Origin of the sequence: Mucilaginibacter rubeus, assembly GCF_003286415.2 — a bacterium.
GTDB lineage: Bacteria > Bacteroidota > Bacteroidia > Sphingobacteriales > Sphingobacteriaceae > Mucilaginibacter > Mucilaginibacter rubeus_A.
In genome coordinates this window covers 6,086,685-6,103,307 of sequence record NZ_CP043450.1, presented here as the reverse complement: position 1 = coordinate 6,103,307, position 16,623 = coordinate 6,086,685, and the positions used below count along the sequence as shown (strand labels likewise).

Here is a 16,623-nt window from a genome sequence, read left to right as displayed (position 1 = left end):
ATTTATATTAAGTGCGGTCTTGTACAGTGCCGGGAGCTATAATCTCGCGGCGGAACCGAGGCCATGCAGTCCTTTACTTAACCAGTAGCAAATCAAAATTTATGGGGCGCGCTTTTCCTTAATCAGGAAGGCGCTTTTTTCTTTGATTGTTATTTCTCTTACGCGTAGTTCTACGCCAGGTTCAATGTTGGTGATACGTCTTTAAATCGCGTACAAGCACAGGTTGTATTAGCGTGGTAGCAACGTTGATTGCCTTTAAGTTTTGCCCAAACTTTGACTCAGCAAATAAGCCGTAATACAGCTTGCTTGTGGTGGAGTATGCTGAAAATCCAGTTTAAAGAGTAAGCCGGTACAAATTCTAACCAAAAACGTATGAACTACATTATTAAAGGAAACCTGCGCGGGCTATTATGTTCTGACTGCGAACTGCCTGTTGCCGGCACATCGGTAAAAGTTTACCGACCATCCGATCAGCAAAATGAAACCCGGCTTGCTGTGGCCGATCCAAAACAAACCTTTCACCAGGTAAATGACGAAGAACTAAAAGCTAAGGAACGCCTGTTTATCACTCAAGCCGACGTACAGGAGAACGGCGACTTTACCATTGAAATAGATGGCGCTAAAGCAGGCTATGAAGGTGGAAGCATTGATGTGGACTGGTATTGTGGCAATGTACCTTTCAAAATTCCACTGCCAAAAAAAGGGCCATTGTTACAGTTTCATATTACTACGTTGCAGCCCCTGTATAAAACTACCCAGGAAAATGCTCAATACGCGAGATTTGATTATAAAATAGATGCCAAGTGGTTTTGCCGGATCCTTACGCTGCTGGATATTTGGGTGGTTTGCGGTTATGTAAACGATTGTGAAACCAAGAAGCCAATTCCGGGAGTTAAGGTTTTTGCCTATGATGTTGACCTGTTGCAGGACGACTTTTTGGGTACAGCTTATACCGATAATAATGGCAAATTCACCATCGTATATCCAGGCGACAATTTCAGAAAAACCTTATTGCCATGGCTTAACGTAGAGTGGCCTGCCGGGCCGGATTATTATTTCAGGATTGAAAGCTCATCGGGCACAGTGCTATTGGCCGAAGACCGTACCCGTGGCCGCCAAAATGACCGCCACAATGCCAATAACTGCTTCTGCGTAAAACTATGCATCCCAGGCGGGGGAATCATCACCAGCGATACGCCATGGTTTACATCGGTAGGTAATTTTAGTATCACATCTGATATTGATGGCAGTGGCAAAACTCTCATCAGTAAATTTGGAGCAGGGGGCACCGGCTTCGGTTTCTTTGGTTCGGTTAAGCTGGGAGGCTATGCTACCAAGAAAGTACCTACAGCGCCCACCAGTCCGCTTTATTACCGCTTTTTGTTCTCGACAGATAATGTGAACTTCAGCCCGGTAACTACCGATCAGATGGAAGCTACTGCGCTTAAAGTTGCTACCCGCCAAATCACCTGGAATGGTACTACGGCATTTCAGGATGTGGTGATTGATATTAATCAGCCAGCATCTGTACCAGACAGCGTACCTGCTGATAATTATCCTAACCCGATACCAGATCATGTACTGCACCCTGACGCCAATGGTTGGGTAAGGGTAGATCAGCCCGCGCTTGATAATGGCTTTTATGGTTCGCTTTTTTACCTGAATACTACAACTATTATTGGCGGGGGAGATGCCAGCACCGGGTTAACTCCAGGTTTGGACGTGCCGGTTGCCAGTCAGAAAAATGGCAAAATGCTATATATCAAATTTCAAACTACAGACGATCCGGCAAATTCTGCATCGCCAAACCTTAACACGCAATCGCTTATCGGCAAAATCTACGTCAATAATTGGAACGAAGTGAGTTTGCTGAAGCTGGAAGAGCTTTTTGCGGGTGGGGGCAGTGGTTGCACCCCGGTAAGTGGAGTCGCCCATGCCGATTATACTGTTGATCATGAACTGATTGCCAGTTGGCAATTGGGGGTATGGTCAAACGCTACCGGCAATGTGAGCGGTTTGCCGGGCGGAACAATTCCGCGTGGTGAGGCTAAGAAATTTAACCTGGCCGCTCCGGCACCTTTTGTTTTAACTCCTCCTTTTAGCGCGTGGCCCTCATGCGCGTATAGCCTAACCCTGACAACTTATCGCAAATTAACCACAGGCGAAAGTAATGACTGGGCAAAAACGAACCAGGTTATCTTTTGCAAGTAACCTGCAATGTGGACGGGGAAGAGGGTGTCGTTGCATGTCGGCACCCTCTCATTTAAGTCGTCAAAACAACCTTAAAATATACGATGTTTCGTACAGGATAAACAGGATCACCAAAACTGCATGAAACTTCCTGTTCTCTACCTTTATGGCTACCATACATAATATGAAGTGGCTGATATTGCGGATGGGGTACTCGATGTTGTAATGATGTACGTAGGTAGGCCCTTTTATTTCGGTATCAATAAGATCAAGCAGATAGCTTGCCCCCAAAATACTAAAGATCCATTTGCGCCGCGAGTAGAAATAATCTTTATAACCCTGATAATCCTTCAGATCGTCGGGATATAGCAGGGCACAAACGCTATAGTAAGTTACTATATAGATGATGATAAAAAAGTACTCGGCAAAAAGCCAATGCTTTATTTCGTGTAGGTTGATCTCCCACCACCAAAAATGCAGCAGTAAAATAAACAGGTAAAGTGTCCACAGATTATGCACCCAATAGGGCTTATCCCGGCCGGGATGCTGAATTTGTTTGGCCGCGCCTTTAAGCAGATGAGTAATGCTAAGGCCCAGTGTAATGCTGATAACAGCCTTGATGTGACTAAAGGTATCCATAGGCAGGCGTTGGATTGATAACTAAAAGTAAATATTTTAATTTGTCAATCACAACAAAACCAGTGGTTTAGGCGTCAGGCATTATAAAAACATGTCATTGCGAGGAGGAACGACGAAGCAATCGCATACTCTACAGAGCGGCTATGCTTCCGTGCGGTTGCCACGCTTCGCTCGCAATGACATTTGATACAGTATGCCTAAAATATCGCCTCAGCAATACGTTTGGTTGGGCCGGCGTTGCTCATGGTATAAAAATGCAGTACGGGCGCTCCAAAGGCAATCAGTTCTTTACATTGGTTTATCATCCATTCGATGCCCACTTCTTTTACAGCTTTTTCGTTTTCGCAGGCGTGGATAGCATCACTCAGATCATCAGGGATATCGATATGGAAGGTTTTTGACAGCGTTACCAATTGTTTAGATGAGGTAATCGGTTTTAGGCCCGGAATAATTGGTACGTTAATACCATTGGCACGACAGCCGTTAACAAACTCTTTGTATTTATTAATATCAAAAAACATTTGGGTTACAATGAACTGCGCGCCCATTTCAACCTTTTGTTTCAGGTATTTGAAATCTGTTTTAAGGTTCGGAGCCTCAAAATGTTTTTCGGGGTAACCGGCAACACCTATGCAGAAATTGGTTTTGGCGGTGTTGCCATGATCTTCATGCAGGTAGATGCCGTTATTAAGGTTTACTACCTGTTGCAGCAACTCGGTAGCATAGCAATGGCCATTAGGTGTGGGTACAAATGACGAATCGCCAAGGCGGGCATCGCCACGTAGTACCAGCACGTTCTCAATACCTAAAAATTCAAGCTCAATAAGGGCGTTCTCGGTTTCATCTTTAGTAAAGCCACCGCAAAGCAAATGGGGCACGGTGTCTACCTTATACTTGTTCATGATAGCCGCGCAGATGGCAATAGTCCCCGGACGTTTGCGATATGATAGTTTCTCGAGCAGTCCGCTTGGGTGCTGCTTGTAGATAAAATCCTCGCGCAGGGTAGTAACATCAATAAACGGAGGTTTAAACTCCATCAACGGATCAATGGCGTTATAAATTCCCTGGATGCTCTGCCCCTTTAAAGGCGGAATCAATTCAAAAGAAAAAAGTGTTTTGCCGTTAGCGTTGGCTATATGTTCAGGTATTTTCATTTGCCCTTTTGGTAGTAGCAGTTGCAGTAGCAGTTGCAGTATTGTAAGCTGCGATTGTTATTGCAGTAGCAAGTTTCTTTTATATTTTATTAGTTTGAAATATTATTTATGCTCAGCTTTTAGGTAGAAATTTTTCAGGGTTTTGAGCCATGCTGTTCAACATCCTGCCTATCTCCTGATATTTAGCCTGGAGAGCAGCATGGATTTGTTGATCGATGTACTCACAGTCTAAAGCGAAGTCGAGCCAAATTGATGTTTCAGTCGCTTCTCCGTCGGCATCAGTCATCTTGGATGTGAAGTGTTTCGGATAAATTCGCTTTCTATATCCCTCACCAATATTGACACAAACAGATCGCGATGATCTTCTTATCTGATCAGTAAGTGAATATCGCTCTTCTTTAGGAAAAGCTTTTGAAAGCTTGAAAATATCGCTCGCTGTTTCAAATGCAAGCTTATAAACTTTTAAATCCTTAAAACTTCCGGTCATGTTAGGGTTAGATAATTGCACTAATTTATAAAATGACTGCTACTAAAAACTGCAACTGCCACTAATAATTAATATTCGGCCCTAACCATCTTTCTACATCCTCAAGCGGCATTTGCTTCCTAACCGCATAATCCTCAACCTGGTCCTTGCTGATTTTTCCTAATCCAAAATACCTTGCCTGCGGATGCGCGAAGTAGAAACCGCTTACCGATGCAGCCGGCAACATAGCCAGGCTTTCGGTAAGGTGCATGTTGGCATTATCTTCAGCTTTAAGCAACTCAAACAAGGTTGTTTTTTCGGTATGATCCGGACAGGCGGGATAACCCGGTGCCGGACGGATGCCCTGGTATTCTTCCTTGATCAGTTCCTGGTTACTTAGCTGCTCGCCTTTCGCATAGCCCCAGTATTCCTTACGTACCAGTTCATGCATTTTCTCTGCAAACGCTTCGGCAAGGCGGTCGGCAAGGGCTTTGGCCATGATGCTGTTATAATCGTCATGATCGCGCTCAAATTCGGCAACCAACTCGTCGCAACCTAAACCGGTTGTTACCGCGAAGCCGCCGAAATAATCAGGCACACCGCTTTCTTTCGGCGCTATGAAATCAGACAATGCATAATAAGGGTCGTTCTTTACCTTTTCGGCCTGTTGGCGAAGGGTATGAATGCGATTTAAAACAGTTGTGCGGCTTTCGTCGGTATAAAGCTCAATGTCATCACCTACGGCATTGGCCGGCCAGAAACCTATTACGCCTTTCGCGGTAAATAGTTTTTCATCAACAACGCGTTTCATCAATACTTGTGCGTCGTCAAACAGCTTTTTAGCTTCGTCGCCTACGTACTTGTCTTCAAATATCTTCGGATAGCTGCCGCGCAATTCCCAGGTATGGAAAAACGGTGTCCAGTCGATATAAGGGAGCAACTCTTCCAGCGGATAGTTTTCAATTACCTTAGTGCCTGTAAATGCAGGTTTCGGTGCCACATCGCCATCAAGGCTGATCTGGAATTTTCCGGCACGGGCCTCTTCAATGGTCACAAAACGCTTGTCTGACTTTTTATTAGCATGTGCTTCACGGGCTTTAGCATATTCATCTTTAATACCCTGGATATAGGCATCGCGATTATCTTTACTCATTAGGCTGCTGCATACCGTAACACTGCGTGAAGCATCCAGTACGTGAATAGCCGCGCCCGAATATTGCGGAGCGATCTTCACCGCTGCGTGGATGCGTGAAGTGGTGGCGCCACCAACAATTAGTGGAATGGTGAAGTTTTCGCGCTCCATTTCTTTGGCAAAATGCACCATCTCGTCAAGCGATGGCGTTATCAACCCGCTTAAGCCAATAATATCAACGTTTTGCTTTTTAGCTTCTTCAATAATGCGTTGCGCAGGCACCATTACTCCAAGGTCAATAACTTCGAAGTTGTTACAGGCCAGTACTACGCCAACTATATTTTTACCAATGTCATGCACATCGCCTTTTACGGTGGCCATTAAAACCTTACCGGCGTTCGAGCGCTGATCGGCACCTGCGTTATTCTTTTTTTCTTCTTCGATGAAGGGCAACAGGTAAGCCACGGCCTTTTTCATTACACGGGCCGATTTAACTACCTGCGGCAGGAACATTTTGCCCGCACCAAACAGGTCACCTACTACGTTCATGCCATCCATCAGCGGGCCTTCAATTACTTCAAGCGGCCTTGCATAAGCCTGGCGGGCTTCTTCCACATCGTTATCAAGGTATTCAACAATGCCTTTTACCAACGAGTGCGACAGGCGCTCCTGAACGGTGCCTTTACGCCATTCTTCGTCACGTACAATCTCTTTGCCTTTACTTTTGATGGTATCGGCAAACTCCACCAGGCGCTCTGTAGCATCCTGGCGACGGTTAAGCAGTACATCTTCAACCAACTCAAGCAGGTTTTTAGGAATTTGCTCGTAAACTTCAAGCATACCGGCGTTAACAATACCCATATCCATACCCGCTTTAATGGCGTGATACAAGAATGCCGAGTGCATAGCCTCGCGCACAGTATTGTTACCCCTGAAAGAGAACGAAATATTACTTACCCCACCGCTCACCTTGGCGTGAGGCAGATTTTGTTTTATCCAGCGCGTAGCTTCAATAAAATCAACCGCGTAGTTATTATGCTCTTCCAAACCGGTAGCTACGGTAAGGATGTTGGGGTCAAAAATGATATCCTGTGGCGGGAAGCCTACTTCGTTCACCAATATATCGTATGATCTTTTACAGATCTCGATACGGCGTTCTAATGAGTCGGCCTGACCAACTTCATCAAATGCCATTACTACGGTAGCTGCACCATAGCTTAGTATTTTGCGGGCTTGCTCTTTAAACTTTTCTTCGCCTTCCTTAAGGGAGATAGAGTTTACTATACCCTTACCCTGTACGCATTTCAAACCCGCCTCAATCACTGTCCATTTAGATGAATCGATCATGATAGGCAGTTTGGCTATGTCCGGCTCAGATGCAACAAGGTTCAGGAACTTTGTCATCACCGCTTCAGAGTCGATCATGCCCTCGTCCATGTTAATGTCGATAACCTGGGCTCCACCTTCAACTTGCTGCAGCGCAACAGATAGCGCTGCCTCATAATCCTCGGCCAAAATCAGTTTAGAAAACTTGGGCGAACCGGTGATATTGGTACGCTCACCCACGTTTACGAAAATGCTTTCGGGCTTAATGGTAACCGATTCCAACCCGCTCAGACGCATATCCGGCTCAATTTCAGGGATAGGGCGCGGGGGGAAGGATGCAGCTTTATCGGCAATGCATTTGATGTGATCGGGTGTGGTACCGCAACATCCGCCTACGATATTTACCAGCCCGGCTTTAATGAAATCATCAACCTGGTGAGCGGTTTCGTGTGGGGTTTCGTCGTACTGGCCAAACTCATTTGGTAGGCCTGCGTTTGGATAAGCCGAAATATATACGCCTGCTTTTTCAGAAAGTTCGGCAAGGTGCGGGCGCATTTCCCTTGCACCTAAAGCGCAGTTTAAACCTACCGATAGCAGGTTGGCATGACTTATCGAGTTCCAGAAAGCCTCAACCGTTTGCCCCGAAAGGGTACGGCCCGAAGCATCGGTAATAGTACCCGAGATCATGATACCACCCGAATCCCTGAAAGCAGGGAAATCCTTTCCGGCAGCTTTACATTCATCCTCATAACGTTTTATGGCGAACAGGGCAGCCTTGGCATTCAGGGTATCAAAGATGGTTTCAACCAGCAGCAAATGCGAGCCGCCGTCAACCAAACCACGCACCTGGTCATAGTAGGCATCGGCCAGATCATCAAACGTAACAGCGCGGTAGCCCGGGTCATTAACATCAGGCGACAATGAAGCGGTGCGGTTTGTTGGCCCGATAGCGCCGGCGACAAAGCGCGGCTTTTCGGGATTGCGTTGGGTATATTCATCGGCTACCTCGCGTGCAATACGGGCGCCTTCATAGCTTAATTCGTATGCCAATTCTTCCAGGTGATAATCGGCAAGGGAAATTACCTGTGTGCTGAATGTGTTGGTTTCAATAATATCAGCCCCTGCATCCAAATATTCGGCATGGATAGCCTTAATAATGTCTGGGCGTGTGATATTGAGCAGGTCGTTATTGCCCTGCAGGTCGCTTTTATGATCGCGAAAACGCTCGCCACGAAAATCCTTCTCCGTGAGCTGGTACCTTTGAATCATGGTACCCATTGCTCCGTCAATCACCAGGATGCGTTTCTGTAATTCTTTTCTAATGTCCATTTTTTGAGATGTGAGATATGAGATGTGAGATATGAGACTGGAGAAAATTCAGCACTCAGATCTTTATCTCATATATCTGATAAAAAGACACTAAACAGACGATCTGAAAAAGCAAAAACTATCTCAAATCTCAAATCTAATATCTCAAATCTAAATAAAAGCTTATCTCGAAAAGTCGGGTGTTATTATGACTTTCGCTTATCTGTCCGGGCGCTTAATTGCTGCCTGGTAGAATGTAGCACCTTGTGAAGCACAGGTTGCTAAGACATCGCAGGGTCTAATCCCTCCGTCTTTCTCCATAAGCACTGCAAATTTGCGCAATAAAGTTGTCATTTGCAAGTGTATAACAAACGCTATATATCATAACTAAGCCACATTGTTAAACAAAAAAAGCTGCCTTTTGCGGAGGCAGCTTTCTGAATAATTTCTTTTGGGTTGATTATCGCCTTCTGCCGCCAAATAAGCGAAGAACGAAAAGGAAAAGGTTGATGAAGTCAAGATATAGAGTCAACCCACCCATTAGCGCCATTTTCTTGGCAGAAGCGTCGCCGTACTCTATACCGGCGCCAATGCGTTTAAGTTTCTGAACATCGTAAGCGGTTAAACCGGTAAACACTGCTACACCAAAATAGCTGATGATGTAATCAAAAGCTTCGCTGTGTAAGAACATATTTACCAGAGAGGCGATGATGATGCCAATCAGCAACATGATCAGGATACCGCCAAAGTTGGTCAGGTCTGTTTTTGTAGTATAACCGGCAATAGCCATTACACCAAAAACCAGCGCGGATACGCCAAAAGCTAATGTTACTTTTGATGCTGTGTATATCAAAAGGATATAGCAAAGGCTCATTCCTGTTGCGGCAGCGTATGCAATAAATAACAGCGCAAGTACAGGATATGACAAGCGGTTTAAGCCAAAGCGCATAATTAAAACAAATGCCAAAGGCAAAAACATAACTATCATGCCCAACCCGGTTGAGTGACCTGTGTTAAAATCAAACAGCAGGTTTAATAATTGAGGTGTACCGGCAAATACAAACGCGCAAACGCTTGAAATACCTAAGGCAACAAACATCCATAAAAATACACTTGCTATAAATTTACGTGATGCATCCTGTTCGTTTAATTGTATTACGTTTTTATAAACGTATTCGGGATCTTTAAATTCCATTTTGTGTTAAAAATTATACTACGAATTTATGAATAAAAAGTGAATGTCAGGTGAAGAATGCGTGTGTGCCTTTCCATCTCGTCATTGCGAGGTGTGTTAGCGTTAGTTTAAACGACGCATCAGCTGCTCTTCTACCTTTTTGAAAACCTGTACGGGTTTTAGGGTGCGCCAACCGAGGTTATCCAATTCGCCACCGAAGTTAATGTAATAGTCGATGTTGCTATTTTTAAACTCATCTATCACATGTTCGCGGAAGTTGATGCCTGCTATCCAGCCATCCTCTACATCCTGAAACCATTCTTCATAATAACAATCATCACTTGAGTGAAAGTTCAAAACGTTTTCACCTATCAGGATAAAATGCGTGATGCCATTATCTATCATGAGGTCAAGTAGTTCGCGCTTTAACAGCATGATGTCGTTGTTGATAGCGTCATTCCATTCGCCAATTAATTCAATGATGGTGTAGCCTTTATCATAGTCGGCAAAAAGCACCTTAAGGTAAAGTGTATTGGAGCCGAACGAATCCCATTGCGGGTGCAGCAGGTAATTATACACCTGCTTATCAAATTCAAACTCGCTGTATTCGGTTGCGTAAAAAGGTGAAAACTCATCTTCCGATGCTACGTAATCATCTCTCCAGCGGTAATATGGTTCAATATCGTGCATGTTTTAATTCGAAATTTGTCTGAACCTGAATTTTTTGAATTTGAAAATTTATCGAATGCAGTAGAGCATTTTCAAATTTCCAAATCAGCACATCTTCAAATTCAGTTTATTTTTTAAAATGATCAACAGCGCTTCGTACGCTGCCGTATTGTTTCAATAGCCCGGCTGCTTCTTCTTCATTCAGCCCGGTTTCGTCCATAACCATGCGGGTGCCCCTGTTCACCAGTTTGTGGTTGCTTAATTGCATATCAACCATCCTGTTTCCTTTTACGCGGCCAAGCTGTATCATTACGCTTGTGCTTAGCATATTTAAAACTAATTTTTGCGCGGTGCCGGCTTTCATACGGGTTGATCCCGTTAAAAACTCGGGTCCGGTAACTACCTCAACCGGGTATTGTGCTGCCGCCGCTACCGGGCTGCCGCTATTACAAACAATGCAGCCGGTAACTATATTGTGTTCGTTGGCCGTTTTTAAGCCGCCAATCACATAAGGCGTAGTGCCCGAAGCAGCAATGCCAACCACTACGTCTTTATCATTTATATTAAAAGCTTCCAGGTCTTTCCAGGCTTGTACGGCATCATCTTCGGCAAATTCAACGGCTTTGCGGATAGCACTGTCGCCACCGGCTATCAGGCCCACAACCATATCAAACGGCACGCCGAATGTCGGCGGACATTCTGAGGCATCAACTACACCTAAACGGCCACTGGTACCGGCGCCTATGTAAAACAAACGACCACCGTTTTTCATCCTTTCGGCGGTAATGGTTGCCAGGGCTTCTATTTGTGGTAGTGCCTTTTCCACAGCAAGGGGAACGGTTTTATCCTCGTTATTAATGTTTTCTAAAATTTCACGTACGGTTTGTTTTTCGAGGTTTTTATAGTGCGATTCCCTTTCGGTGGTGGTTTCCATAGCCTATTTTAAAATATTTTATAACAAAATTCGGTAAAATTCATCAAATGCAAGGATGCAGGTAAAAAATATTGGCCTTGCAATTGTTAACTTTGTGTTATAAGTTATGAAGAGGACCGCGGGTGTAATTTTCCGGACAATGATCCTGCTATTTTTGGGGATAATGATAGGCTTGTTGCTTAACAGGGATTTTGCGACCCATAACCTCGGCCTTTCATTTACAGCGAACAGCAAAATTGCCAAGGTGCTGCAACTGGTCGACCGTAATTATGTTGACAGTGTAAACATTGACAGCATTGAAGGTGTATCGGTTAATAATCTGCTTCAAAACCTCGACCCGCATTCGCTTTACTTACCCAAACAGCAGGCACAATCTATAAACGAACGGTTGGATGGTGGCTTTAACGGTATCGGTATCGAATATCAGCTGCTGCGCGATACGCTGATCATTACGCAGGTTTATGCGGGCGGCCCGGCCGAAAAGGCTGGGTTGCTGGTAGGCAGTAAGGTAATTAATGTTGATGATCAAAAGTTTTCGGGTAGCAAGCTTACAGCAACCCGTATCAATAAAGTTTTTAGGGGCGATAAGGATGAGGAAATAAAACTGACCGTGGTTCCGCCTTTAAGCAATGATTTAAAAGTGCTTAGTGTTAAACGCGACCATGTAGATTTAAGCAGTGTTGATGCCGCATATATGGCCGATGCTAAGACCGGTTATATCAAGATCAGCAAATTTTCGGCTACTACCGATGTTGATTTCAGGAAGGCTTTAACCGAACTGAAAATTGACGGCATGGATAAACTACTGCTCGATCTGCGTGGCAATGGCGGGGGGTACCTCAATGCTGCTACTTCCTTAGCTGATGAATTTTTAACCGAAGGAAAACTGATAGTTTATACCAAAGGTATCCATGAGCCCCGTACCGATTATTTTGCTACCGATTCGGGCATGTTCCAGAAAGGGCAACTTACTGTGCTTATTGATGAGTATTCGGCCTCGGCAAGTGAAATTTTAGCCGGTGCATTGCAAGACCTGGACAGGGCTACTATTGTTGGCCGCCGGTCGTTTGGTAAAGGCCTGGTGCAACAGCAATTTGCTTTTGACGACGGTTCGGCAGTGAATTTAACGGTGGCGAGGTATTATACCCCTTCGGGCAGGTCTATCCAGAAATCATACAAAAATGGGGTTGACAGTTATCGCAATGAGCTGGCCCAGCGCATGCAAAAGGGCGAGCTGTTTTCGGAGCAAAGCAACCTGAATGACAGCGTTTTCAAAGGAACCCCATCATATCATACTTCAAGCGGTCGCAAGGTTTTTAGTGGCGGAGGTATCATGCCCGATGTTTTTGTACCGGCAGATACCAGCAAATTCACTCCGCTTATCCAGGATTTGAGCCAGCAGCAATTGTTTACAGCTTACGTTATCGACCGTCAGCAACCATTGCTAAAGAAATATCCTACCGAAGCGGAGTTTTTAAAACAATATGCCGTTAGCAACGATGACGTGGATAAATTTATCCTGTATGCTTCGCAAACCATTAAAGAGATGGATTCGCGTGAAGTGAAGATTTCGAGGGATCCGATCAAAACTATTCTAAAAGCCCAGACGGCGCGTTTTAAATGGGGAGATAATGCCTACTTTAAAGTGATCAATGCCGATGATGTAACCTTTAAAAAAGGGCTGGAGCAGTAAAGTTCTAATCAAAAATTGTCATTTCGAGTGAGCTGTGGGAGGACCTGGCGCAGGGGCGAAAGAGAAATCTTGTACGCCATAACCTTGTAGATACAGGTCGTACAAGATTTCTCCTCACGGCAGTCACAAAATCCAATGCTTGTTCGTCGAAATGACGACAGTTTGTGAATACTTTCCTTATTCCTTTACAAGAAAAACTTCATCAATCAATTCCAGATTTGCCATAACCCCTGCCATTGTGCCGCTGTTAACCCCGTTGGCTATTGAGCGAATGCCCGAGGCACTGTCGCCGGCAGCGTAAATACCGGGTATCGTTGTTTTTTGCTTTGCGTCAACCTGAATATGACCTTGTTCGGTAAATTGGCAACCCAGCTGCAAGGCGATATCACTATGTTGTGTAAATGGGAGCCTTGCATATAGTGCTTTTAACTTTATTTCGGAACCATTACGTAACCGGAGGGCATTTATTTGGCCGTTGTGCTGGTCAAGTGCTTCTATCTCATCCTCTACAATTTGAATGTCATTGTTATGGATGATGGCTTGCTGCTCTTCGGTTAGCGTTGATTTGCCATTGGTAAACAAGGTGAGATCTTTTGTCCAGTTGGAGATAAGTTTAGCCATTTCGAAAGCGGTTTCGCCATTGGCAAAGATTCCGGTACGCTGATGGCCGTATTCGTAACCATGGCAGTAGGGGCAATGGATAACCGATATACCCCAGCATTCGGCAAAGCCCGGGATATCCGGCATCTGATCTTTGATCCCTGCAGCCAGGATAACCTTTTTTGTGCTGAAGGTTTCTCCTGATCTTGTGCTAACCTCAAAGCCGTTTGTTATTGGGCTGCAATGAGTTGCTTCACTATGGAGGAGTGTAACAGTTGGGTATTTCAATGTCTGCTCGCGGGCTATGGTCAAAATCTCATGCGGGGTTTGACCGTCGCGGGTGAAAAAGTTGTGGGAGTGGGGCGTTTGGCTATTGCAGGGCTTGCCGCTATCGATAATTAATATTTTTCGCATAGCCCGGCCTAAAGCCATGCCAGAAGATAAACCGGCACTGCTACCGCCGATAATGATCACATCAAAATCCTTCATATGATATGGGGTTAATAGCGATAAAGATAAATGCCAAAAACACAAAATGCAACTTAGTTGCATTTTGTGTTTTTGAAGTGACAAAATAAGACAGTCACAAATGCAAGGTATTTGATGGCTTTGATATGATGAAGAGACTTGGGATGGGGAGATTTACGAAGTTTTTAAAACTTCGTAAATCTGAACTATATAAAATAAAAACGTCATTGCTGTAAGGAACGAAGCAATCGCGGACTATACAGGGCGAACCTGCAAATTGGGGATTGCTTCGTTCCTCGCAATGACGAGGTGATGAAACTTTGTAAGTCTGGATTTTATAAGGATAAAACTCAAGTTAATCCTCAAGTCCTAAAAATCAAGGTTCTGTTTCTTATTTCTGCCTGAACCAAACTTGTATTGGCGCGCCTGAAAAATCGAAGTTTTCGCGGAGCTTATTTTCAATAAAGCGGTAGTAAGGTTCTTTAACGTATTGCGGTAAATTGCAGAAAAACGCGAACATTGGCGAAGTACCTGCAATTTGGGTAATGTATTTAATTTTTACGTATTTACCTTTTATCGATGGCGGAGGATAGTTTTCGATAATCGGCAGCATCACCTCGTTCAGTTTTGAAGTAGGTATTTTGCGGGCGCGGTTCTGGTAAACCTGGTTGGCCACATCAATCACTTTTAATACCCTTTGCTTTTCGGTTACCGAAGTAAATACAATAGGTACATCAGTAAAAGGGGCTATCTTATCGCGGATCTGCTCTTCAAAAACTTTAATGGTTTTGCTGTTCTTCTCAATCAAATCCCATTTGTTAACTACGATAACCACGCCTTTTTTATTCTTTTCGGCCAGGTGGAAGATGTTGATATCCTGCGATTCAAAACCTTCGACAGCGTCAATCATCAGGATGATAACATCGGCCTCTTCCAATGCCTTGATGGTACGCATCACCGAGTAAAACTCGATATTCTCTTTAACCTTGGTTTTTTTACGCATACCGGCGGTGTCTATCAGCATAAAATCATGACCATATTGGTTATAATGTATGTGGATAGAATCACGGGTGGTACCGGCTATCGGGGTAACAATGTTGCGGTCTTTACCAATAAGGGCATTGATAATAGATGATTTACCTACGTTAGGACGACCAACAATGGCGTATTTAGGGCGGGTGTTTTCTTCCAGCACTTCATCTTCAAAGTGTTTTACTACTTCATCAAGCAATTCGCCTGTGCCTGAACCTGTCATTGATGATATGGTAAAGATCTCACCAAGACCGAGACTGTAAAATACCATGGCATCGGCAACCTGGTTGTTATTGTCCAGTTTGTTTACTACAACAAAAACCGGTTTTTTGCTTTTGCGCAGGCGGTTAGCAATCTCGTCGTCAAGATCGGTAATGCCGGTGGTAACATCCACAACAAACAGGATCACGGTAGCCTCTTCAATCGCGATGTCAACCTGCTCACGGATGGCCGCTTCAAAAACATCGTCAGAATTGGCAACGTAGCCACCGGTGTCAATAACCGTAAAGTTATGGTTAAGCCATTCGGCAACACCGTAATGCCTGTCGCGTGTAACGCCGCTAAAGTCATCGACAATAGCCTTGCGACTTTCGGTTAAACGGTTATATAATGTTGATTTGCCTACGTTGGGCCTGCCCACAATGGCTACTATGTTACTCATATTGTTTGGATTTGAGATGTGAGATTTGAGATATGAGACCGGGCTTCATATTCATCCAAAATCAACATCAAAATTAATGCTTTATAAACAGGGCGAAAGATTTATCTCAAATCTTTCGCCTCAATATTCTTGTCTTAAACTAGTGGTTTAAAAATTAAGAGTGAGCATTGTCTCCAATCTCACATCTCAATTCTCATATCTATCCCTCGTACCCGAACTGTTTAAGATAGTTCTTCTTGGTGCGCCAGTCGGGGATCACTTTTACAAACATTTCCAGGAATATCTTACGCTGAAAAAAGTCTTCCATGGAGCGGCGGGCATAGGTACCGGTGATCTTGAGCATTTCGCCGCCTTTACCTATGATGATGTTTTTTTGCGATTCACGCTCAACAATGATCTCGGCGCTGATGCGGTATAGCTTTTCTCCTTCAATAAACGCAGTCACGATAACCTCGGTACTGTAAGGAATTTCTTTTTTGTATTGTTTAAACACCTGCTCGCGGATCATTTCTGAAGCAAAGAAGCGGTCGTTACGATCCGTCAGGGCATCTTTTTCGTAATACGCTGCATGCTCCGGCAGGTTTTCGATCACGAAATCCATGATGGCTTTAATGTTATGCCCATGCAATGCCGATATGGCGAAAATGGCTTTAGGGTTTAATTTCTCTTTCCAGAACTCAACCTTCTTTTTAACTGTTTCCTCATCACTCTGGTCAATTTTGTTGATCAGGATGGCAAGAGGGGCAGACGAGCGTTCCAGTTTTTTAAGAACGTCGGCTTCGTCATATTCCTCATAAATATCGGTAACCAATAAAATAAGGTCGGCATCAACAATAGAGCCGTCAACCTGGTGCATCATGCTCTCGTGCAGGGCATAATGTGGTTTAATAACGCCGGGCGTGTCCGAAAATACGATTTGGTAGTTTTCATCGTTCACAATACCCAAAATACGGTGACGCGTAGTTTGCGCTTTTGGAGTGATGATGGACATTTTTTCGCCCACCAGCGCGTTCATAAGGGTTGATTTCCCTGCGTTGGGTTTACCTATTATACTTACAAAACCTGCCTGATGAGCCATAGAAAAATAATTAAAAATATATTTGGACTGCAAAGAAACGAATTATATCTTTGCAGTCCAATTAAAACGGAGTGCAAATTTGCATTTTGATAATTGGAA

The 16,623-nt window shown here is 44.2% G+C and carries 12 protein-coding genes and 1 riboswitch; of the genes, 2 read left to right on the top strand and 10 right to left on the bottom strand.

From position 1 onward, the window contains the following. The first annotated feature begins 372 nt into the window (after window positions 1-372). Window positions 373-2,211, top strand: coding sequence for a hypothetical protein (locus DEO27_RS24360; RefSeq protein WP_112574942.1), 1,839 nt, complete (start codon window positions 373-375; stop codon window positions 2,209-2,211). A 60-nt stretch (window positions 2,212-2,271) separates the two neighbouring features. Here DEO27_RS24360 and DEO27_RS24355 read toward each other — a convergent pair whose 3' ends face one another. From DEO27_RS24355 to murQ, 7 genes are all read right to left on the bottom strand, one after another. After that, window positions 2,272-2,829 carry a hypothetical protein gene (locus DEO27_RS24355; protein ID WP_112574941.1) on the bottom strand — a complete coding sequence of 186 codons (558 nt, stop codon included), beginning with the start codon at window positions 2,827-2,829 and terminating at the stop codon, window positions 2,272-2,274. 197 nt (window positions 2,830-3,026) lie between these two features. Further along, window positions 3,027-3,983, bottom strand: a complete 957-nt coding sequence (gene metF / locus DEO27_RS24350) for a methylenetetrahydrofolate reductase [NAD(P)H] (RefSeq protein ID WP_112574940.1) — start codon at window positions 3,981-3,983, stop codon at window positions 3,027-3,029. A gap of 112 nt (window positions 3,984-4,095) precedes the next feature. Next, window positions 4,096-4,470, bottom strand: coding sequence for a four helix bundle protein (locus DEO27_RS24345; RefSeq protein ID WP_112574939.1), 375 nt, complete (start codon window positions 4,468-4,470; stop codon window positions 4,096-4,098). A gap of 61 nt (window positions 4,471-4,531) precedes the next feature. Next, window positions 4,532-8,236, bottom strand: coding sequence for a methionine synthase (metH, locus tag DEO27_RS24340; protein WP_112574938.1), 3,705 nt, complete (start codon window positions 8,234-8,236; stop codon window positions 4,532-4,534). 195 nt (window positions 8,237-8,431) lie between these two features. Next, window positions 8,432-8,541, bottom strand: a riboswitch (SAM riboswitch). 134 nt (window positions 8,542-8,675) lie between these two features. Further along, window positions 8,676-9,410 (bottom strand): Bax inhibitor-1/YccA family protein, encoded by a 735-nt coding sequence (locus DEO27_RS24335; RefSeq protein WP_112574937.1) that lies wholly within the window; start codon window positions 9,408-9,410, stop codon window positions 8,676-8,678. A 102-nt stretch (window positions 9,411-9,512) separates the two neighbouring features. Then, window positions 9,513-10,079, bottom strand: a complete 567-nt coding sequence (locus DEO27_RS24330; protein WP_112574936.1) for a hypothetical protein — start codon at window positions 10,077-10,079, stop codon at window positions 9,513-9,515. A gap of 106 nt (window positions 10,080-10,185) precedes the next feature. Further along, window positions 10,186-10,992: an N-acetylmuramic acid 6-phosphate etherase gene (murQ, locus tag DEO27_RS24325; protein ID WP_112574935.1), complete on the bottom strand. Its 807-nt coding sequence runs from the start codon at window positions 10,990-10,992 to the stop codon at window positions 10,186-10,188. A gap of 106 nt (window positions 10,993-11,098) precedes the next feature. Here murQ and DEO27_RS24320 point away from each other — a divergent pair, with 106 nt between their 5' ends. Continuing rightward, a complete protein-coding gene (locus tag DEO27_RS24320; protein WP_112574934.1) occupies window positions 11,099-12,685 on the top strand; it encodes a S41 family peptidase in 1,587 nt (528 codons plus the stop codon). A 177-nt stretch (window positions 12,686-12,862) separates the two neighbouring features. Here the strand turns inward: DEO27_RS24320 and DEO27_RS24315 are convergent, their stop codons facing one another. The 3 genes from DEO27_RS24315 to era all read right to left on the bottom strand — a co-directional run bounded on the left by DEO27_RS24315 (window position 12,863) and on the right by era (window position 16,524). Next, complete coding sequence (locus DEO27_RS24315; RefSeq protein ID WP_112574933.1) at window positions 12,863-13,774, bottom strand: NAD(P)/FAD-dependent oxidoreductase; 912 nt, start codon at window positions 13,772-13,774, stop codon at window positions 12,863-12,865. 370 nt (window positions 13,775-14,144) lie between these two features. Continuing rightward, window positions 14,145-15,446, bottom strand: a complete 1,302-nt coding sequence (gene der, locus DEO27_RS24310; protein ID WP_112574932.1) for a ribosome biogenesis GTPase Der — start codon at window positions 15,444-15,446, stop codon at window positions 14,145-14,147. A gap of 199 nt (window positions 15,447-15,645) precedes the next feature. Beyond that, complete coding sequence (gene era / locus DEO27_RS24305) at window positions 15,646-16,524, bottom strand: GTPase Era (RefSeq protein ID WP_112574931.1); 879 nt, start codon at window positions 16,522-16,524, stop codon at window positions 15,646-15,648. Window positions 16,525-16,623 lie beyond the last annotated feature (99 nt).